Origin of the sequence: Mycobacterium sp. GA-2829 (genome assembly GCF_001499965.1) — a bacterium.
Lineage (GTDB): Bacteria > Actinomycetota > Actinomycetes > Mycobacteriales > Mycobacteriaceae > Mycobacterium.
Map to the genome: position 1 here is coordinate 91,895 of NZ_LQIT01000034.1, position 20,098 is coordinate 111,992.

Annotated in this window: 17 protein-coding genes; 4 read left to right on the forward strand and 13 right to left on the reverse strand. The window is 64.6% G+C overall.

Annotation, left to right across the window (positions count from 1 at the left end):
• Positions 1-176 precede the first annotated feature (176 nt).
• The 5 genes from fadD4 to AU194_RS20095 form a co-directional block, all read right to left on the reverse strand.
• Complete coding sequence (gene fadD4 / locus AU194_RS20075; RefSeq protein ID WP_059091014.1) at positions 177-1,706, reverse strand: fatty-acid--CoA ligase FadD4; 1,530 nt, start codon at positions 1,704-1,706, stop codon at positions 177-179.
• A 3-nt stretch (positions 1,707-1,709) separates the two neighbouring features.
• Positions 1,710-4,112 (reverse strand): CaiB/BaiF CoA-transferase family protein, encoded by a 2,403-nt coding sequence (locus AU194_RS20080; protein ID WP_059091015.1) that lies wholly within the window; start codon positions 4,110-4,112, stop codon positions 1,710-1,712.
• A 59-nt stretch (positions 4,113-4,171) separates the two neighbouring features.
• Complete coding sequence (locus AU194_RS20085; RefSeq protein WP_059091016.1) at positions 4,172-6,556, reverse strand: acetyl-CoA acetyltransferase; 2,385 nt, start codon at positions 6,554-6,556, stop codon at positions 4,172-4,174.
• Positions 6,557-7,125: 569 nt separating this feature from the next.
• Entirely contained in the window at positions 7,126-7,398 is a 273-nt protein-coding gene (locus tag AU194_RS20090; protein WP_231743496.1) for a fibronectin-binding protein, read from the reverse strand.
• 58 nt (positions 7,399-7,456) lie between these two features.
• Positions 7,457-7,759, reverse strand: a complete 303-nt coding sequence (locus tag AU194_RS20095; RefSeq protein WP_059091018.1) for a hypothetical protein — start codon at positions 7,757-7,759, stop codon at positions 7,457-7,459.
• Between the two features lie 126 nt (positions 7,760-7,885).
• Between AU194_RS20095 and AU194_RS20100 the strand changes: the two genes are divergently transcribed.
• The 3 genes from AU194_RS20100 to AU194_RS31910 all read left to right on the forward strand — a co-directional run bounded on the left by AU194_RS20100 (position 7,886) and on the right by AU194_RS31910 (position 10,799).
• Positions 7,886-9,253 (forward strand): AraC family transcriptional regulator, encoded by a 1,368-nt coding sequence (locus AU194_RS20100; protein WP_157576293.1) that lies wholly within the window; start codon positions 7,886-7,888, stop codon positions 9,251-9,253.
• Between the two features lie 211 nt (positions 9,254-9,464).
• Complete coding sequence (locus tag AU194_RS20105) at positions 9,465-10,298, forward strand: alpha/beta hydrolase-fold protein (RefSeq protein WP_157576295.1); 834 nt, start codon at positions 9,465-9,467, stop codon at positions 10,296-10,298.
• A 141-nt stretch (positions 10,299-10,439) separates the two neighbouring features.
• A complete protein-coding gene (locus tag AU194_RS31910; RefSeq protein WP_157576297.1) occupies positions 10,440-10,799 on the forward strand; it encodes a hypothetical protein in 360 nt (119 codons plus the stop codon).
• Positions 10,800-11,337: 538 nt separating this feature from the next.
• Here the strand turns inward: AU194_RS31910 and AU194_RS20110 are convergent.
• Complete coding sequence (locus AU194_RS20110) at positions 11,338-12,579, reverse strand: Rieske (2Fe-2S) protein (protein ID WP_059091020.1); 1,242 nt, start codon at positions 12,577-12,579, stop codon at positions 11,338-11,340.
• Positions 12,580-12,731: 152 nt separating this feature from the next.
• Between AU194_RS20110 and AU194_RS20115 the strand changes: the two genes are divergently transcribed.
• Positions 12,732-13,439 (forward strand): TetR/AcrR family transcriptional regulator, encoded by a 708-nt coding sequence (locus AU194_RS20115; RefSeq protein ID WP_059091021.1) that lies wholly within the window; start codon positions 12,732-12,734, stop codon positions 13,437-13,439.
• A gap of 234 nt (positions 13,440-13,673) precedes the next feature.
• Here the strand turns inward: AU194_RS20115 and AU194_RS20120 are convergent, their stop codons facing one another.
• The 7 genes from AU194_RS20120 to AU194_RS20150 are packed head-to-tail and all read right to left on the reverse strand — an operon-like array spanning position 13,674 to position 20,083.
• On the reverse strand, positions 13,674-14,012 hold the full coding sequence (locus AU194_RS20120; RefSeq protein WP_059091022.1) for an EthD domain-containing protein: 339 nt from the start codon (positions 14,010-14,012) through the stop codon (positions 13,674-13,676).
• Between the two features lie 39 nt (positions 14,013-14,051).
• Complete coding sequence (locus AU194_RS20125) at positions 14,052-14,933, reverse strand: molybdopterin-binding protein (protein ID WP_082698735.1); 882 nt, start codon at positions 14,931-14,933, stop codon at positions 14,052-14,054.
• A 7-nt stretch (positions 14,934-14,940) separates the two neighbouring features.
• A complete protein-coding gene (locus AU194_RS20130) occupies positions 14,941-16,371 on the reverse strand; it encodes a hypothetical protein (RefSeq protein ID WP_059091024.1) in 1,431 nt (476 codons plus the stop codon).
• 2 nt (positions 16,372-16,373) lie between these two features.
• Positions 16,374-17,027, reverse strand: coding sequence for a (2Fe-2S)-binding protein (locus AU194_RS20135; RefSeq protein ID WP_059091025.1), 654 nt, complete (start codon positions 17,025-17,027; stop codon positions 16,374-16,376).
• Between the two features lie 30 nt (positions 17,028-17,057).
• Complete coding sequence (locus tag AU194_RS20140) at positions 17,058-18,383, reverse strand: TetR family transcriptional regulator (RefSeq protein WP_059091026.1); 1,326 nt, start codon at positions 18,381-18,383, stop codon at positions 17,058-17,060.
• A complete protein-coding gene (gene larE / locus AU194_RS20145) occupies positions 18,384-19,226 on the reverse strand; it encodes an ATP-dependent sacrificial sulfur transferase LarE (protein ID WP_059091027.1) in 843 nt (280 codons plus the stop codon).
• Complete coding sequence (locus tag AU194_RS20150) at positions 19,223-20,083, reverse strand: hypothetical protein (protein ID WP_082698736.1); 861 nt, start codon at positions 20,081-20,083, stop codon at positions 19,223-19,225. The genes larE and AU194_RS20150 overlap by 4 nt, the downstream gene beginning before the upstream one ends.
• Positions 20,084-20,098: the final 15 nt, after the last annotated feature.

Below are 20,098 nucleotides of genomic sequence, written 5' to 3' on the forward strand. Positions count from 1 at the left end.
GCCATAGCGGACGGTGTGCGTCCCGAAAAGGTCGTGTACGACCTCTATCGCAAAGGTAACCCGTTGAGGAGGCGGAGAAACAAGGAATGGTCGGCCTACTCCGGCCGGCGCCGCCATCATTACGGACGGAAACCGTACAAAAGGGGGCACGCGCCGACGAGCACGCCCCTATCCGCTCACGGGGACCTCGCCGAGTACCGCGCCACGAGTTCCTGCTTGTACAGCTTGCCGGTTTCAGCTCGTGGCAATCGCTCCTCGAACGAGATCGATCGAGGACACTTGTAATGCGCCAGGCGACCGCGCAACCATGTGAGTAGTTCCGCGCTGAACTCCTCGGTGGCGTCGGAGTGATCGGTCAACTGCACCACCGCCTTGACCGCTTGCCCCATCTCCGGATCCGGGATGCCGAAGACGGCGGCGTCGAGCACTTTCGGATGACCTATGAGCGCATCCTCTGTCTCGCGGGGATAGATGTTGACGCCACCCGAGATGATCATGTGGGCTCGCCGATCCGTGAGATACAGGTATCCCTCCTCGTCCAGGTAGCCGACGTCTCCGACGGTGACCCGGCCCCGGCGATCACGATTCTCAGCAGTCTTGTGCGCATCATTCAGATACGTGAACGGGAGGCCTCCGTCGTAGTAGATGTCGCCGATTTCGCCCGGAGGGAGTTCGGTTCCCTCGTCATCGAGGATGTGGGGGGTGCCGACCAATGGCCGCCCCACCGACCCGGGATGTGACAACCACTCCTCTGCGCTGATGAAGCTTGTTCCGGCTCCCTCCGACGAGGAGTAGAACTCGTCGATGATCGGACCCCACCAGTCCAGCATCTGTCGTTTGATCTCGACGGGGCACGGGGCCGCCGCATGCACCACACGGCGAAGACTCGACAGGTCGTAGGCGTTGCGCACCTCGGGCGGCAGCTTCAGCATCCGCACGAACATCGCCGGAACGAAGTGGGCATGGGTGATCCGGTATCTCTCGACCGCGGCCAACGCCTGACGCGGATCGAACTTCTCCATGACCACCACGGTCCCGCCCAGCGACTGCACCGACAACGACCAGTAGCTGGGCGCGGTGTGATACAGCGGTGCCGGCGACAGATAGACCGACTCGCCGTCGATGCCTACCGCATCGAAAAGGGGCGTCAGCAAGCAGGGCGACGTCGCCGGACTCGTATGCGTCAGGGCGCGCACGATCCCCTTCGGGCGACCGGTAGTACCCGAGGAGTACTGCAGTAAGTCACCCTCGACCTCGTCGGCGATCGGAGTGGGCGGGTGTTGGGCCACGGCTCCTGGATAGCGCTCCCATCCGCCGACATCGGCGTCGGCGATCAACCTCAAGGCGGGCAAGCCACCGGACAGAAACTTCGGCAACTCCTGACACAGCGCACGGGTGGCGCGCGAGCCGATTACCGCTTTCGCGCAACAGTCGTCGACGATGTAAGCGGCTTCTGCCGCCGTGAGAAGTGTGTTGACCAGCACGTAGTACAGGCCGGACCGCCTGGCCGCCCACATGACGGAGTGGATGTGGGCGTTGTTCTCCATGATGACCGCGATCACGTCGCCTTCGCGCAGTCCGGCGGCGCGAAACGCATGCGCCAACCGGTTGGCGGCCTCCTCGAGTTCGGCGAAACTGATCGATGTTCCGGACGGATGCAGGATCAGAGCGGGCTTCGACGAACCGACATGTTCGCGGATCTGCACGGTTCAGCCGCCGGAGACCTCGAGGACTCCCTCGGCGATCAGGTCGTCGACCTGACCGTCGGCCAACTTCAGGATCTCCTTACAGATGTCCCGGGTGTCGGCACCCATCAGGGGCGCCCGCCTCAACTCAGGTTCGGGCAGCTTCTCGAAGAGGGCCGGGCCCATGTCGACGTCGAGTGGCGCGTCGAATCCCGGCTGAACGAGATGTCCCAGCTGCCGCCGGAAAACCAATTGGGGGTTCCGCAGAAGATCGGCAACGTGGGCGGCCGCACCCGCCGGCACCCCGGCGGCCTGTAAGCGGTCCTGTGCCTCCCACGGCGTGAGCGGACCGATCCACTCCTGGACCGCGGCATCGAGGTCGGCCCGCTTCGCGACCCGCTGGGCGGCGCTGGCATACGCGGGATCTTCGGCCAGGTCGGACCTGCCGATCGCCTCGGCCAGGGCGGCCCACTGAGCGTCCCCGTTCACGTCGATCGCGCAGTACGCATCCTCGCCGGTGCAGGCGTAAACGCCCGACGGAGCGTCGAATTCACCGACGTTGCCGCGCGCGACCATCGTGCCGGGTGTCAAGGACTCACGCAGGTAGTCGGTGGCGAGCTGACTGAACACTGTTTCCATCTGCGCGAGACTGATCTTGCAGCCGGCGCCCGATCGCTGCCGGGCGATCAGAGCCGCCATGACAGCAGTGACGCCGACGCGGGCTGCGGAATGGTCCGGGTACACGGTCATGTCGTCGCCGAACGCCTCCGCGGAGTCGGGGTGCCGCCACAATTCGGTCAGGCCGACAGTCGCGCGCACCAAGGGGCCGTAACCCATCTGCCTGCTCCACGGGCCGGTGCTGCCCAGTGCACTGCTCTCGATGCTGATGATGCCCGGATTGATCGTCCGCAGCGCCTCGTGATCCAGACCGAGCGACTCGAGAGTGCCGGGCTTGAAATTGCTCAGAACCACATCGGATTCGGCGACCAGCTTCTTGAAGATCTCCTTGCCGGCGTCGCTGCGCAGGTTCAGCCCGATGCTGCGTTTCCCACGGTTGCCCAGGGCCGAGGTGTAGCTGCAACTGGTCGGCTGGTCGAACTGGCGCAGCCCGTCGATGAACGCACGGTTCTCCACCTTGATGACCTCGGCGCCTTGATCAGCGAGCAGCCGCCCGGTCTCCGCCCCGACCACGATGACGCCGAGGTCGAGGACGCGTATGCCCTCGAGCGGACGGTTCCCGGAAACTGGCCCGGCGTTGCGGTGCTCATGGGACCCTCTCCGCTGCTCCGAGAGTACGGCAATGGTGTGCTCCCCGAGCTCCGGGGCGCGGTGCCTGAATCCTGCACGGTATGAGTCGATCTCGACGAAACCGTTCGCGACCGCGGCGGTCACGCCCGGCGCTACTTCGGCGCGGATGAACGAGTTGCGTTCGCGGACATGCTCCGAGCGGAGCACCTCCTGGGCCGTGTGCAGCGCGGCCACGGCGATACCCAATTCCGTTGCCTTGGCGACGATCTGCTGACGGCTCTGATCGGCGAACAAAACGGTCAGGGCATCGCGGATCTTGTCCCAGTTCATCAGGCGAGTGAACATCTGCTCGTACGACGGGTCCGCGAACTCTTCCGGCTTCCCCAGCCAACCGAACAACGCACGCCACTGCTTGGCCGACGCGATGAACATGCGCACATGGCCGTCTGCACAGGGGAAGATCGGGTAGAGCATCCTGCGGTCCGGACGCTCGTGTGGGGCGTTGACCTGCGGCTGGCCCATGGTCGCCGAACCGCCCACGCCGAACCCGGGATCGAGGCCCCGCAGCACCAGGTCGAAGATCGAGCAGTCGACATGGTCCCCGTGTCCGGTGGCCCTGGCCCGGTAGTACGCCAGCAACACGGCGAAGGCGGCTTCGACCGCGGCCGTTTCGCTGGCCAGCTCGCCCGGCGGAACCAGTGGTTCCCGGCCCGGAGCCCCGGACCGGGTCAGCGCAGCCGACATAGCCGTCAGCACCGGCTCGGTGGCCTGCCACGTTGCGAAGGGGCCGTCTTGGCCGAAGTTGGTGATGGAACCGACGACGAGGCGTGGATTGCGCTCGCGCATGCGCTCGGGGCCGATGCCCAGAGCTTTCAGATGGCCCGGCGGGTACGACTCCAAGACCACGTCGGCGCCGTCGAGTAGCCTCAGCAGCGCCTCGCGGTCGGGCTCGCTCGTGAGATCCAGGACGATGCCTCGCTTGTTGTAGTGCGCGGTCGCGAATCGGAGGCTGTGCCCCTCGTGCTGTGGCTCTTGCCGACGTGAGGGCACACCCTCCGGAGGTTCGACGAGGACGACGTCAGCGCCTAGGTCGGCGAGGATTCGTCCGCTGACGCCGGCGACGCCATCGGTCAGGTCAATGACGCGGACACCGCTGAGTGGGAGGTTCTGATCAGGCATCTTCGCCCCTTCTGTTCGCCGTGGCTACTGCTGGTCGTTTTCTCCGCGCGGTATCGCGGTCACCGGTTCTGCCAGTGCGGCTTTCGTTTCATCGCGAATGCCGTCATGCCCTCGATCGCATCCGCACTGGTCATCAGTTCGTCGACGACATCCGTGGGAGCTGTGACGGCGTCCACAGTGTCGGCAACGCCTTGCGTCTCCAGCATCAGCTGCAGGGACAGCCGCACCGAAGTGGGCGATCCGGCGAGGATCTCTTCGGCAAGTTCTCGAGCCACTTGCAGCGCCTGGCCGGCCGGCGCAATTCTGTTGACCACGCCGAGCTCCCGCGCTTGTTCCGCGCCGATACGGCGACCTGTCAGGATGAGCTCGTTGGCGACGTTCTGCGGAATGGCCCGAGGCAGTCTGACTAGGCCGCCCGCTCCCGCGATCAGCCCGACCCGCACCTCGCTCAGCGCGAAAGTGGCCGACTGGTCGGCCACGACCAGGTGGCAGGCCAGGGCGATCTCGAAGCCGCCTCCCATAGCGAACCCGTTGACCGCGGCGATCACCGGCTTGGTCAATCGCCGGCTGGTGAGGCCGGCGAAACCGTTGAGCGGCACGTACATCGGCTTGCCGCTCGCGCTGTAGACGAGGTCGTTGCCGGCACAGAAGGCCTTGTCTCCGGACCCCGTGATGATCGCCACCCACAGATCCTTGTCGGCCAGGTAGGCGTCGAAGACATCGTCGAGTTCTTCGTGAGCCGGCGGATGCAGGCAGTTGCGCACCTCGGGGCGGTCGATGGTGATCTCCAACAGGTGTCCCGCCCGGCGTACCTGGACGAACTCGTAGTCGTCGCGCAGCGTGGGCGTGCGCGGCGGCAAAAGTTCTGCGGCTTTGGCCTCGCTGATCGTGACCCGGTTGCCCCGACCGGTGGGAGTCACGAAGATCGGCCGCCCGACCGGGTCGTCGGCCTCCTGAAGCAGCGTCATCAGTTCGGTGTCGCCCGCATGGACCATCGCGATAAATCTCTTGTCGTCGGCGATGAGACGACCGATCACGATGCCGGTCTGGCCACGGCGACTGTGCTCGATGGTGAATGTCTCGATCGTGGCCCACCCGCGCGGGCGGGGCTCATGGCGCGGTGCATCCGCAGCATCGATGTCACGCTGAAGGCGATCGCTGGCATCGGGACGGAGCTCCGTCGGGGTCGTGCTGTACACGCCCACCGAGGTCTTGGACAGGACACCGCCGTTCGCGGAGACGAGCGCATAGCTGCCGGGTTTGTCACGCAGCCGTGCCACGGCCTCTGCGACCGCGTGCATCGAGTAGTTGTTGCCTGGTCCCCCGAAGAACGGCAGACCGCCCGTGAGCGTGAAACCACGCGGGTCGTCGGGCGAGAGTCCCAGAGCCTCGGTGATGTTGGTGACTGCGATCGGAAAGCACGAATACAAGTCGATGAAGTCAACGTCATTCATCCCGATACCCGCGACCTCCAGGGCGTGGCGAACCGCCATCGGGGCAGCGGGTGCGGTCTCGAGACGGGCGCGTTCGAGAAGGTCCCTCTCCCGCAGGTCGGCCTGGCCGTGCAGGAACACCCACTTGCCCTCATCGATACCCAGTCGGCGCGCCGCGCCCACCGAGGTCAGCAGCACAGCGGCTGCCTGGTTGACGAGGTCACGAGCGACTACGAAACGGGTGTAAGGCTCGGCGATTTGTCGATTCCGCTCGGTCACGGTGACGAGCTCGGCCGCGGTGCGCACTTCGGGTGCGGTCGAGTAGGGGTTCGCAGAGGCCACCTTGGTGAACGGGGCGAACAGCTCACCCATCGCGGCCTTGTACGCTTCGCGACTTTCGCCTTTCGCCGACCGCCGTGCGTTCTCCAAGAGGGCGTACTGCACGGGCGCGTTCACCAGTCCGTGGTTGGCCTGCTCCATCGTGACGAGACCGCGGAGGCCGAACCCGCGGTCCTCGAAGACGCCGTCCGGATCGTCGGGGTCATCGGAGAAGTCCGGTTTGTTCTCCGACTTCGCGAGATGTCGGATAGTGGAGATGGCCTCGGCACCCGTCAGCAGCACGATCTCGGCGTTGTGGTCTACGATCTCGCGGCTGAATTCGGTCACGAGATGCTGTGGTGACTGTCCTCCGGCGATTTCGAGTACGGCGCGCTTCGGCGTCACACCGAGGCGCTGCGCGACCGATAGCGTGAACTTCGTCGACTTGCCCAGGGGGGCGGGCGCGCCGGGAGTCGAGTCCTCGAACTGGCGCGTCGCAGCAATCGTGTCGATCGCACCGATCAGGCTGTCGAAGTCTGCTCCGGTGTCGATTAGCGCGGCGCGCGATGCGGCCACCGCCAAGTCGATCGGTGAAAGCCCACGGTAATCGTGGTCGTCCACCCTCTCGGCGAATTGCCCGACTCCGACGATGACGGGCGTGCGCGGGTCGACTTCGGTGGTGGTCACGGTCATGCTCCCCAATCATTTGTGCCGCAGATGGACGGAGCCGACTCCAGCACCCGGTGGCCACATGGCGGTGACGTTCCAGGCGCCGAAGCGACCAGGCCCTAATACCGACGAATCTCGTCCGATAACCCCATCGTAGGAGGCAGTCGTCGCGCGTCGCAAGCCTGCGCTCGTCGCGCGAGGGCCGCGAACGTGCAAGCAGTTCAGGAGGTGTCCAGTTCGATGGTCGCGACTACTCGCCGACCGTGGGCGACTTCGACCCGCCGCCCCTCGGATACCCGGTCGAGAATCTTCCCGCGCGCGAGCGCAATTCGGCTACGTTCACGCGCAAGGTTCCGCTCGGCAGCGGTTCCAGATGACCTTCGCCGTCACTTGCCGACCGGATCACTGCGCACGGCCGCCCACGGCGATGAACATGCACGCGTTCACCCGGTCGAAGCGTCAGCACCATGGTGACCACGTCGCTGCGCAACTGACCGACCCCGATCACTCGTCCACCGCCATCCGCCAACGGTGGTCGCGTATCAGTTGAAATTAGAGCCATGATGTTCCCCCGTCGTGCGCGGCGGCCGCACTCAAATGCAGCCCGTCGCGCACGGATCGGGAGGAATCCGCTCCTCCACGGCACCCTCGGGAGCCTCAGGAGTTCTCGGCAGTTGTTGACCATTGACGACCGCCGAGTCCTGAGTGAGGTCTACGTCGTGGTCGAGGCTCGGGGCAATGGGGGCAAATCGGCACAGAAGCGTGACAGCGAGGCCGCAGGGGTCCTCGACCGGCTCAGCGACGGCGGGCGTGGCCAGCACGACGCTCGCGCACATTCCACCGGCGGCAACCGCCGCCGCGGTCATGAATCGCATGCTCATCCCTATCTTTCGTCGCATCGGCTCAGCCGCCGACATGCTGTTGTCAATCGCTTGCCGGCAACGGCGCAGCCTGCTTGAGCACCAACGGCGTCTGCCCCACCGCGAGCGTGCCCACGCCCGCACGAGTGACCAAGACCTCTGCGCCGTCGGGTGTCGTGTACCTCTTGCCCATCAGATTGCCGTCCGACCAGGCCGGGTCGATCGTCGCGGCGCCCGTCGACTCAGCGCCCAGAGGGATCATCGGGACACCGCCGGCCCGCAGATCGGCCAGCGCGTCGGTTGCCCGGACGACGATCACCTGCGTGTCACAAACCTGGCTTTGGAGCCGTTCGCCAGTCTTCACCACAATGTTCTCCTCTTCTTTGGGCCGTGGGCGCCGCGCCCCGTGGTGTGAGCGTCCTCGACGAGTGCCGGCAATGGTCGCTTCCGTAACGGTCGACACGCAATGCGATGACCAGGTTATACTATTTGTGTGAGCCAGGACACTCCGCCGCCGGTAAACCCAGTGGGCGCCATCCCGCCGCTGCTCGACCGTGGCACGTTCGCCACGGTCCGCACGACGTCCGCCGCCACGGGAGGTCGGTCCCGGGGGGCGCAATCCCGGCTGACGGTCGTATCGAAGGCTCGGTCGCACGACGTGACGGTCCGCACCGACCGTGTCGCGGCCGGCGGTCCCGGTAGGCCCGTGACATCGCTTCGGCTGGCGCACTCCGCCGGGCGCTCATCGCGAACGGGTGCAGCGGGGCTGAACGCGGTCAGCAGGACCGAGTGCGAGCGAGGCGAGGCGCGGACTCCACCGTCCAATGACGTCCAGTACCTCCTGTCTCAACACCGCGTCATCGACTTTCTGGCGTTGGCTCGCCGGCAGAAATGGGATTTGAAACCGGTGCTGCAGGCGACGGGAATGGTCTCCGCCGGCCAACACGCTCATTGTCTCGGCATCACCAAGTCGGGCCTCACCAGGCTGCTCCGGGAACTCTGGCGGTCGACCGGCGACGACCTTCTCGGATTGGGCACGCACCCGGTACCCCGCGGCACGTTCCGGATGCTTGGATACGCCCTGTCGAGCAGCCCCGATCTGCGCTCGGCCTTGGCACGGTACGCCCAGTTTCGCTCGGCGGTGCCCGGGGTCCCCGCCATCACCTGCGTGGACGACGGCGAAACCGTCACGCTCGCAATCGAGTCGCACGGCAGCGGGCGCGCCGATCACGCCTACACCGAGGCGATGGTCGCCGTGGGACACCGCATCGTCAACTGGGCGATCGGCCATCCGCTCCCCCTGATTGAGGTGCAGCTTCCGCGGGTCCAACCGTCCGATGCCGCCCAATCGGAGGAGTACGAATCTCTGTTCGGTGCACCGGTGCGGTTCTCGACATCCCAGGCGGCACTGCTCTTTGCCAGCCGGTCGCTTGGGGAGCCCCTTGGCCGGACCTGTGAAGAGGTCGAAACCTTCCTGGACAATGCGCCCTTGGGGCTGATGACCGAATGCACCGCACAGCCAAGCCATGCCGAGCGGGTGCGCACCTTACTGAAGGCATGGGTGGGTTGTCGGGGGGCGAGCGCCGACGACATCGCGGCCCAGGTCGGCATGAGCCGGCAGACGCTCCACCGGAGACTGCGCCTGGAGAACACCTCGTTGGTAGACATCAAGAACGAGGTGCTCCGTGACGAGGCGCTGCAGAGCCTCAGCAGAGGCGAGGAGACCATCGCCGCGCTGTCGCAACGCCTTGGCTTCTCCGAGCCCGCAGCCTTCACTCGAGCCTTCCGACGGTGGACGGGCGTACCGCCGTCGGTGTACCGCACCCGAGGCGTCATGCTCGGCACTGCAACCACGCAATGAGGCACGTAATACACCCGTCACGACCTTGTGACATTGGTATAACGTGGTTAGAGTAATCGCACTCGACTCGTATCCGCGGCGGGCTGTGCCGTCGTTGGCGGGCCGCAGGTTTCGGCGGATGACCGGATATGGGGTGAGGATGGTTAGCGAGAGCGCGTACCGCGGATGGTCACTGAGAGCAGCGCGCGTCATCGCGGCTATCGCCTGCGCGATGGCCACCTTCGCCCCGGCAGCGAGGGCCGCCCCGACCGTCGAGAACCTCTTGGTGCCGTCGGCGGCGATGGGCCGTGATATCCCGGTCTCCTTCATGGCTGGCGGCCCGTACGCGGTCTACCTACTCGACGCCTTCAACGCCGCGCCGGAGGTGAGCAACTGGGTGACTGCCGGTAACGCCATGACCATCCTGGCAGGCAGCGGATTGTCGGTTGCGGCCCCAGCCGGCGGCGCGTGGAGCCTCTACACCGACTGGGAGCAGGATCGAAGCCGGCAGTGGGACACCTTCCTCTCTCGTGAGCTGCCCGATTGGCTGGCAGCCAACAAAGGACTGGCGCCAGGCGGACACAGCGTCGTCGGCGCCTCCCAAGGAGGGACCGCCGCGCTCACGTTGGCCGCATCCCATCCTGATCGCTTCCGCTACGCGGGCTCGATGTCGGGATTCGTTACACCCTCGGCGACCGCGATGAACGGCGCCATCACCGCTGGGCTCCAGCGCTACGGCGGCGTCGACACCCGCAACATGTGGGGGTTGCCGCAGCTTGGCCGCTGGAAATGGCACGACCCCCACGTCAACATCAATAATCTCATCCGCAACAACACCCGAGTCTGGCTCTACAGTCCCCGGTCGGTGGTTGCGAGCGACCCGGCCGCCATGCTCGGTTACGCCGATCAGGCGCAGGGCAGCAACCTGCAGTTCATGGAAAGTTACCGAACCTTCGCTGGCGCGAACGCTTCCTTCCAATTGCCGACGGACGGCGATCACGGCTGGCCGTCGTGGAGCTCTGCGCTGCAGGCGATGGTGAGCGACTTACAAGCCCATCTCAAGTAGACCCCCATCTCGATCAAGCGGAGTGGACTGATGCCCATGAAAGCGACCCGACAGCATTGCGATTCACGATCGGCTACGTACGCGGGTCGCGCCCACCGTGGATCGGTATCCGTGGTGAAATGGGGGGCGGCCGCTGTTGCGGTGGCCGCCACCACCGGGCTGCTTCTGAGCCCGACTGCCTCCGCAGACGAACTATGTGGTTTCACCCTGACTGCACCTGAGGTCGCGCATATGGCCTATGGCGTCGACCTTGTCACCGCGACGTTGACTCCGGGGAAGTGCCCAGGCAAGACGGCGGTCAACTCGGTAACGGTGTGCGTCGCGGCCGCCGGACAGCCCGGCCGCTGCAAATCCGAGCCTGGAAACAACGTCGCCAAGATCTTTCTTGAGCACACAGCCCGTGGGGCCGTCTACACCGCGACAGGAAAAGGCTGCTCTCGCTACGGCGATCCCATTCAGTCCACCTGCGTCACCTACGGGCCGGCGCAAGCGACCCTGTGACCGCTGAAGCAACTGCTATCGAGACATCGCAGAGTCCCTGACTGCAACGCCAGCCGGTTGAGGCCGCCGCTCGAGACGTGAGATCGCGAACGGTCTTCGACCATTACACGTGCCCGAACGCAAGTGGCGGGTGGCAGTTTCGACGATGTGGACCTGCTGCACCGGGGTCGGCGGACCGCACGTCGACATGCGCAGCTGTGGCCGGCCTGGGTACCGCGCTGCCAGACCGGCTTGCTCCTGTGAGCCGACAACGACGCGCCACACGTGAAACTACGGTATCACGAGCGGCTTTAGCCGTGCGTTACGCGTCAGCGAAGGGCGTATCGCGCTTTGCGGGTCTGTGGACCAACACCGCCTGAATGGTCAGCAGACCTCGGATCAGCCGCCCGCATCGCTTGCCGCATGACGGCTCCATAGCTGCCGCCGTTCACGCCGTACGGCATGAAGGCGAGTTGACGATCCCGGTGCCGGCGGTACAGCCGAACGCCGGACTCGAGAGTAAGAAGTGCCACCGCGAAGCGGCCTAGGTGACCGAGTTTCAACGTGCCCCCTTGTGATCCGAAGGGGTCGCCGGCGATGTCTCAGCGCCTCTCGCCGCAATCGCGGTGCGATCTTTCCAGAACTGCCGAAGCTCGAGCAGCCTGCGGTCAAACCTGTGGTATGCGGGCTTGTCGGGCTCCTGTCGATGGATCATGACCATGGCGTCCTGCCAGACCGCGAAGAACAGCAACCGCGCCATCATCTCTTTAGCGATCGGCTTACTCAACGCGCGCAGCACCGGATTCTTGACTCGAGGCATGAAGAAGGTGCCGTACAGGATGTGTGAATCCTTGTCGCAGGGTGTGTGGCTGAGGATGTATGCACCCTCGCCCGCCGCCTCAGCGGCGGCTTTCGCCACAGCCACCCAGAGTCGCGGAAGTAGTTTGACCGAAGCATCGCTGCGATCGATGGGCTGTTGCGACGGCGCGATCGTGTAGAGGTGGATCCCGGAACCGTAGGGTATGGACCGGACGTCTCCGCTGGTCATAGCGTCGACCAGCAGCCCGGGCAACTCGCCGCGGCGGTAAGCGCGCTTCACATCCGCCCATTTCGGATAGGACAGCCTGTCGTAGAAGTGTGCGATGAACTCGAGTTTGGTGGCGTCGTGGACGAGGATCTCGGAATCTCCCCAGCTGCCAAAGCCGTGCAGCGCGCTGAAATGTGCGGCGTCAGGCCCGTTTTCCATCAACGGTTTGCCTGCAAACGGCAGCTTGAAGCGAATGTGTTCGAAGTAGACGTCGTCCTCTCGCAGCCCCGCCTCGGCCAGCGCGTCGGGTAGGTCATGGTCGGGAACACTTGGACCGTTCCACAGGAAAATCGTGCCGTACCGCTCGACGACCCGGTACACCTGCAGGCAGGCTCGGGTCTTGAGGCGCCCCTCAATTCCCGGGATGGCGACGACCTTGCCTGCGGCGTCGTACTGCCATGCGTGAAACGGGCAGCGCAGCGTGTCGTCGATCACCTCGCCGCCATAACCCATGTGTGCGCCGAGGTGTCCGCAATGCGCGGACGCACAATGCAGTTCGCGGCCCGAGTCGCGCCAGACCACGATGTCGCGTTCTAGGACGCGCAGCGGAACAACCTCGGCCACCGCCACGTCCGCCGAGAACGCCACCTGCCAGTACGACGCGGGGTATTCCGGGTTGAGAACCGAGTACATCTGCTCAGCCTCGGCCTGGTCGCCGACTGACGGCTGCATCCGCAGGGCGTCGCCGACTGCCGGGTCGATCTCCGTCGTCATAGCGTCTCCTGAACTGTGTTGGGGTGTGGCGCGGGTCACCTTACTTAAGCAGCATCAGTGATGCTTGTCAAGCTACATTGATGCTGCTTGCAGGACGGCCGATGCCTCTTCGAATACGTTCCTCATTGATCGGCTGTGCCATCATCTGCTCCATGGAAGGCTCCGACCCCGAACTGGCGAATCAGCCCCGCGGCCGGTCCCGTCGACGTCCGGCCGAGGTACGGCAACAGCTGCTCGAGGCGACTGAGCGCGTCGTGATCGAGAAGGGGCTCGCTGTCACCGCTCAAGACATCGCGTCTGAATCCGGTATTCACAGGACTGTGCTTCAGCGCCACTTTCCCGACATCGGGGAACTGATCCGCGAAGCCGCGCTCCGACCGTTTCGCGAATTCCTCGCGGTCATGCAGTCGCGCGCCGAGAAGGGACAGCCGGGCACCGACGTACCGACGTGGGACCTCACACGGGACCTCGTCGCCGAGATGACCACCAATTTCCTACGACACCGCGCCTTCATCACGCGGGTTCTGGCCGATCGCTCCGTTCTCGGCGACGCCAATTGGGCAATGCTCCAGCAGACGCTCGACACGTTGATCGACAGCCTGGCTCCGCTCACCGAAGAGCAGATGCGGTCGCGCGGCTTCACCCCGGAATCGATGCGAATCAAGTCTCGACTTGCTCTCGCGATGATCGCGGGCATCGCGAGTCACGGCGACTGGATTCTGCCCCAAGCCGAAGACTCGCTTCCATTCGATCGGCTCATCGACGAGATATGCGATTTCGCGCTGTACGGAACACGGTCGGAATCCGCAGCTGCAAAGAAACGCGATCGCAAGCCGCCACAAAACCACACCGATGTCTAGCGACCCACCGCGTGTGGCCGGGGAGAGTTACGATAGGACGTCACGCTGGGGCTCAGACGTTTTCGCGATTCCCCAAGACCGCCCGCCCTGATCGATCGCGCAACGTCACGACCGAATACTTGCACGCGCCCGCCGTGCGGTGTAATCACCCGCTGTCGCCGCAGATGCGCGCCACGAAGAGGCCCCTGCGTACGCAGCGGGATCGCGGCCGTTGGCGATGGAGGGCGTCAGCTCCTAATTGTTGGTCAACTCAGTCTCTTGCGTGATGAAGGCGCGCATCGAGTCTCGATCCATGAACTCGGCCTCATCACGGACAAGCACCTGGCCCTCTTCGGTCGCGTACCAGGCCAATGTCTCTTCCAAGTCGCCTTGGCTGTCGAACCAGAATTCGGTGCAGCAGTCAAAATTCAGCTCGGGAATGCCAGGCACGGGCGTCAGGTAGTTGCGCACGTACTTGCGAAGTTTTGGCAGCGTGCGCCGAGCGAGCGGTGCGTGACCGGACTCGTAGCGATCCGCGAACTCCTCGTGGGTGAAGTCGTCACGTCGGCGGACCAACAGAATGAGCTTCGGCATCAGCTCCGCTCCGCCGGTTGAAAGCTAATCGATACTGTCTCAATCATGGTGTCGCAGACACTGTTTGAGCACCTCGGCGATCTCTTGGGCGAGATGCTGCTTGGTCCAGCCTTCCTGCAGACCCCGCACCAAAGTGGGTAGAGCTGCCTGCACCTCACGGGTCGGTCCAGGAAGGGCGATCACCCGCGTCCACTGGACTTGGCCAACTCCTACTCGCACGTGCGGCTTGACGTGGCGCCCGTGGCCAACCGCGTACGTCGCCAGCACCGCTGTCGCCAGATCGGGATCACACCGCTGCAGCGACTCGATCGTGCGGTCCTTGTCTTCGGCCCCCACGCCACCGGTCGTGATGACCACGCCGAAACCGTCTGATACGAGCCGCAATACGCGGCCGACGATGGCGTCCTCGTCATCGACTACGGCGCCCGCAGCCGTGACTTCGAAGCCTGCGCCGCCCATGACGTCGACCACCGCCGCGACGTTGGTGTCCTCGATATTTCCAGCGACCACCTCTGGGCCGGTCGACACGACCGCCACGCGCGATGACACGTAAGTGCGTAGCTGTTGGTCGATCCGCTCTGCTCGAGCGAGAGTCTCGTCCACCTCGTCGGGCGGGGTGCCGATCATGCCGATGACTCCACGGGAATGCACTGACGCATCGTCGGAAAGGGTCACGCCACGAACATCCGCTAACGCCGATAGTAATTCAGATTGTCGGCCAACAATATTCGCCAATTCCATTCGCGGTTGCAGAACGTCGAAGACCACGTGGTCGTCGCGCGCGTCGGTGACGAATACCAGATTCGGGCCGAGCTGTAACGCTTGGGCCGCAGTGGCGGCCAGAGAGCGCAGATCTGTGTGGTGCAAGGTGATTCCGCGCACCCAGACTTCGGTTTTGTCCAGCAGCTCCACTTCAGGCATAAAGCACTCAGCTCAAGGAGACAGTCGGGAGACCACGCTGTGCCAGCCATTTTGGCATGCGCACCTTTTCGACGTCCTCGATCACCCGCGGGGCAGCCTCGCGGAGCTCCTGCGCGAGCGATTCCGAAACGTGCAAGGCACCGGGCAGGTTGTCGTAGACGAGGACGTTGTCCGACTGCGCGATCGCCTTGCCCCGCGCGACGGCGTCGGCCAGACCGTCAGTCACCTCGGCCAGATTACCGATCCAGCACCCCGACGGGTCCTGCTCCAACCAGTCCATCACCTTCCTGCTGGTGACGAAGGTGGGCACGCCCTTGAGGAGGTAGATGTACGGGACACCGCCGGCCATGTAATTGATGACAAATGCCTTGATATTGGCGTTCTCGCCCATCATGTATTGCCCCACCATGCCACGGATCGACTCGGGCATGAGCACCGCATAGAGCGCAGGGTTGTCGAGGTCGAGCCAATCTGCGTTGGCGTAGTACAGGACATCAAACGGTATGCCACCCGCGTAGCTGTAGATCGTGTTGCCGTGACCGTCGAACACAACGGTCACGTCCTTCACTTCGCTCATCAGCCGGATCAACACGGCATAGTTGCGGAAGATGTCGGTGGCAACGCGCTGGTCGAGCAGGCCGAGATCGTTGTCCGCGTCGACGTCGATGACTCCCTCCGGGCTGGTGTTGAGTACCACCGTCGACACATAGCGCTGCTGCACGTAGTGGCTGTCGAAGACGGCGCGGGCCACCAGCTGACCGGTTCGTGGGCCGTAGCCGAAGTGATACGCGGACCTCGTCTCCAGCCGCGTGTAACCCATCCCGAACGGCTTGTACAGGCGGTCGACCATTCGATGGAGGTAGCCTTCGCGCATCTCTGTGACGTGGGTGTGGATGAAGTGATCCCCGTTGAACAGTTGTCGGGTGAGATACATAGGCCCGACGCGGGTTTCGATCTCGACACCCTGACCGATCTGCGGGCATTCCTTGGCGTCGCCGAACCGGCGTTCCAAGTCGTAGATCTTCATCCAGTCGGGATTCTCGATGTGGCCCATCGATTCGGCGATCCGCAGTCTGACCTTGGCACCCGTCGTCTCCTGCACATACTTCTGGATTTCTTCCAGCAGCGCTACGTAGGCCATCCCCGAGAGCGCAAAGCCATGCGGGTTGGCGAGCAGGTTGACCTTGTCCCCGCGTTGGATCTTGGACCAGTCGACCGACTCGAGCCTGGCCCGGGTGCGGCCGCGCACCTCGTCGAGATCAGTGGGCCCGAAACGGGCTTCGGGTGCCCAAATCGGTTTGGGAAGCCAGGGTGTGAGCTCGCGGATCGGCAACGTGACGATTCCGTCGAGCTCAGCCGCTCGCGTTGTCACCACATCTGCCGGCGTGCGCCCGTTCCACGTCGGATACAGCGACGGCGCGGGAATGGCAATGGTCATGATCAGGCCTCATCCATCTTGAACATCATCGCGTTCACATCTTTTTGCATTCGCATGTGCGGATAGGCGTTCGCCAGATCGGGATCGACCTGACCGTCGGCGCCCACGAAATTCATGAGCCTGCCCGGAATTCCGTACCACTGGTAACCGTTGCGCGGGTTTCGTGGGGCATCGCCGTGTCCCGCGGCGGCCAGCAGCCGCAGGATCGGGTCAAGGCAAATTTCCGCGCAACCTGTTCGCGCCCCCGTCTTGATGGCGACGTCCTCCGGTGTGTGTGCTCCGTCGAGAATGGCCGCCGCCAGCTCACCCGCAGTGGTGTCGGTACAGACGCAGATCAACATGTCGGGCAGTACCCCGCACTGCATGCACAGCTGCCCGATCTCATCGGCAGACGCCTCGGGCTCGAATCTGCCGACCTCGAACGGTTCCTCCAACGGACGCATCACAATCGCGTCGTCCGGGCACAACTCCATACAGTTCTGCGCGTTGTAGCAGACATCGTCCTGCACGACGGCGATGTTTCGACCGGGACCCGGTTCGTCGGGACGTCTCGGTCGCATGGTTATCGCCACCGTCGGGCAGGTCAGCACGCATTTGTTGCAGCCTGTGCAGTTGTCTTCGACGATCGCCGCGACCATCGTGATGCGTTTCGCCATCGACTTTCTCCCATTCCACCTTAATCCGGATTAAGTGCAAGGTAATTCGGACGGTGGTCGTTCGTCAATGCCGCTGACGGTCCACCCACCACCCCCGACGTACGCGAGGAACATGTCCACCAACCGGTCGCTCAGGTCGAGCAGAGTCGATTCGGCCAACCCCGTGTCCGAAGCCACCTCGACTCCGAACAAGCAGCTGGTCAACAACTCGACCGCGACATCGAGGTCCACATCGCGACGCACTTCACCACGGTCCACGCCCTTGGCAAGGACATCGCGGACGAACGCGTCCCACGCTCCACGCGCCCGCTGTATGGCGGACTTGACCCTGACAGAGTCGTGGATATGCAAGACGGCGTCGTTGAGCAGACGCAAGCGCGGCGTCGGCATGGCGGCCCACCGGTGTAGCCGAGTGCGAAGTCGCACCTCGACAGAACCCGACGGTTCATCAGTTTGCGCCAGGTCTTCGACATACTCACGAGCAGTGACCTCGAGGACCTGTTCAATCAACTCTGCGCGGCTAGCGAAATGGGTGTATAGAGCCGGCGTAGTCAGACCTGCGGACTTCGCAATATCAGCCAGGGTCAGCTCGGCGAAGCCTCGGCTCGCGGCGACTTGCTGGGCGATCCGGATCAGGTTGGCCTTCCTGCCACCGGCAACCACCGTCTCGGTCGCATGCGTCTCCGCCAGAAAGCGCTGGTGTTCGGGTTTTCGGGTCGTCTCGACGCGACCCAGCGCCAAACCCGCGAGGTTCCAGCAAAATTGCCCCAATTCATGACGCGGTATCGGTTGGTCCGCATGCAGCCGGTACACCGTATGGCTGAGTACGGTGCCCGTCAGGACCTGAGTTACCGCCTCAGCGGACATGTTCGGTACAGACTCGCCCCGCTGAATCGCACGGTCCAGCGCCGTCTCCGCGTGAGCGATCATGGACCGCGACACGTCGGTGATCCACTGCCGAAACGGCTCCGTTTCATCGTGGAATTCAGTCGTCAACCGCATCAACGCCGCACCGTCCGGCGACACGTACAGCTCCATCAATGCACGACAGAACTGCGCCAGTTCCGTCTGCACGTCACCAAGATCTGCGATCGCGCCTGGCAGGGGAATCGAACGTAGCGCGTCCATCAGCAGATCGACGGGCGACGCCCAACGCCGATACAGCGCAGCCTTTCCGATCGACGCCCGCGCCGCAACGTTGCTGAAGGTGACGTAGGACTTTCCGGACTCGCCGTAGATGGACCGGGCGGCTTCGAGCGCGCGCCGTTCGACCTCGGGATTCCGAGGGCGGCCGGCCCCTTGCTGGCGCCGAGAGTTGTTGTTTCGCAACGTGCTCGGCGACACTGACGTAGTCATCTATCCGACACCCGACGGAGCCGTCAAGGTCACGAACGCCCGCCCTGGCGCATAGGGGGCCTCGTCGAGAGTGATGGACCGAAGGCCGGGCGCCGCGCGGCGCATCGTGGCGAGCACGTCGGACAGCACACTCGGCGTCACCTCCTCGCGCGCGTCGGCGCCGACTTCGACGATGACTTCGTCTGCCTTGATCCGGCAGCGCACCACCTGCAGCCCCGTACGCGCCCGCAATACGTTCTCGCCGCGGTCGATCGCCCGCAACAGCTCTGCGGTGACCGCGGTTCCGGTGTAGAGCCGACTAGCCAAGCAAGGCGCCGCGGGCAGATCGTGCCACAGCCTCCCCCGCTGCCGCGCCAGCATGCGGATTTCGGCCTTACTCAGGCCAGCCTCGACGAAAGGGTGCCGAACGTCGTGCTCGGCAGCGGCCGTCAGCCCAGGCCGGTACTCGCCGAGGTCGTCGGTGTTGGCGCCGCTCATCACCGCCCAGTCGACACCGCGCTCGCGGGCTGCCGCACTGACCCGATCCAGTTCGGTGTAAAGGTTGGATTTGCAGAAGTAGCAACGGTTTTTCGGGTTGGCCAGATAGTCAGGATCCGCGAACTCGCGGGAGTTGACCAACTCGAGCCGCCAGCCGAGTTCGCGCGCCGCCTGCCGGACCCGCTGTGTAGCCGATGGCGGAACAGCCGGGGATACCGAGTGTGCGATGATCGTCGTGTTCGGCCGCAACTCATGTGCGACGTCGGCCAGCAGGAGGCTGTCCACACCACCGCTGCAGGCGACCACGCGGCGCGGTGAGCTATCCAGCACCTCGGCGACCGCGTCGAACTCGGCCGGCCCTTTCATACGACGACTTCCATGTGCAGATCCCACAGCGGTGCATCGAGGACCGCGCGGCCGATGTCCACGATGTGCGCGCCGAGATTGGCGATGCGCCGCAGCTGAGTCGCGTTCACCCCACCTGCGTAGGCGAGCAGGACGTCCGCGCCGCACGCGTGCATCGCAGAACTGACCGCCTCGAGATCGGCCAGACGACCGGTGTCGACCATGACCACTTCCGCACCGGCGTCGGCCGCCTCCAAGGCCTGTGCGACGTCGACGACCTGGACGGAAACCGGTCCGTTGTCCAATCCGCGTGCCGCCGTCACCGCGGCCGGCACACCGCCGAGCATCGCAACCTGATTCTTGCCCACGTAGACGAATTCGCCGTCGAGGAGCCGGTGGGACAAACCCGCTACGTCGAGACCGGCGCGCAGCACCGGCTTGAGCTGGGCGGGCAGCTTCTTCCAGCCGCCGCAGACCACGCGAAGCCCTGCCGGCGCTTCGGCCTTGATCTCAGACCCACGCCGAGCGACCCCGCCCGCGAACCCGAGAACCCCCATGACGTGATCCTCGGCCACAGAGATCTCCCAGGCACTGCCCTCGATGTAAACCAGCGGCTGCCCGCGGTCGGCCGATTCGCCCTCGACAGCGAGGATGTCCCATCGTCCAGCCGGATCCGCAGATGCCGGGTGGACCAGCGCCGTTCCCGCCACCAGTCCGGGCTCCGTCGGGCTGACCACCGCGCTGTACCGCCTCGTCAGGCCGCCAACCAGCTCCGCAGTGATGCGCCGCGGCAAATTCGAAAGCGACTCGCCTGCCGCCACGGGCTTCTTCAGACTTGCCCGCGACATGTTGTCGCGGAGCGACGTAAATGCCGTCATTGTGGTCAGTTGCCC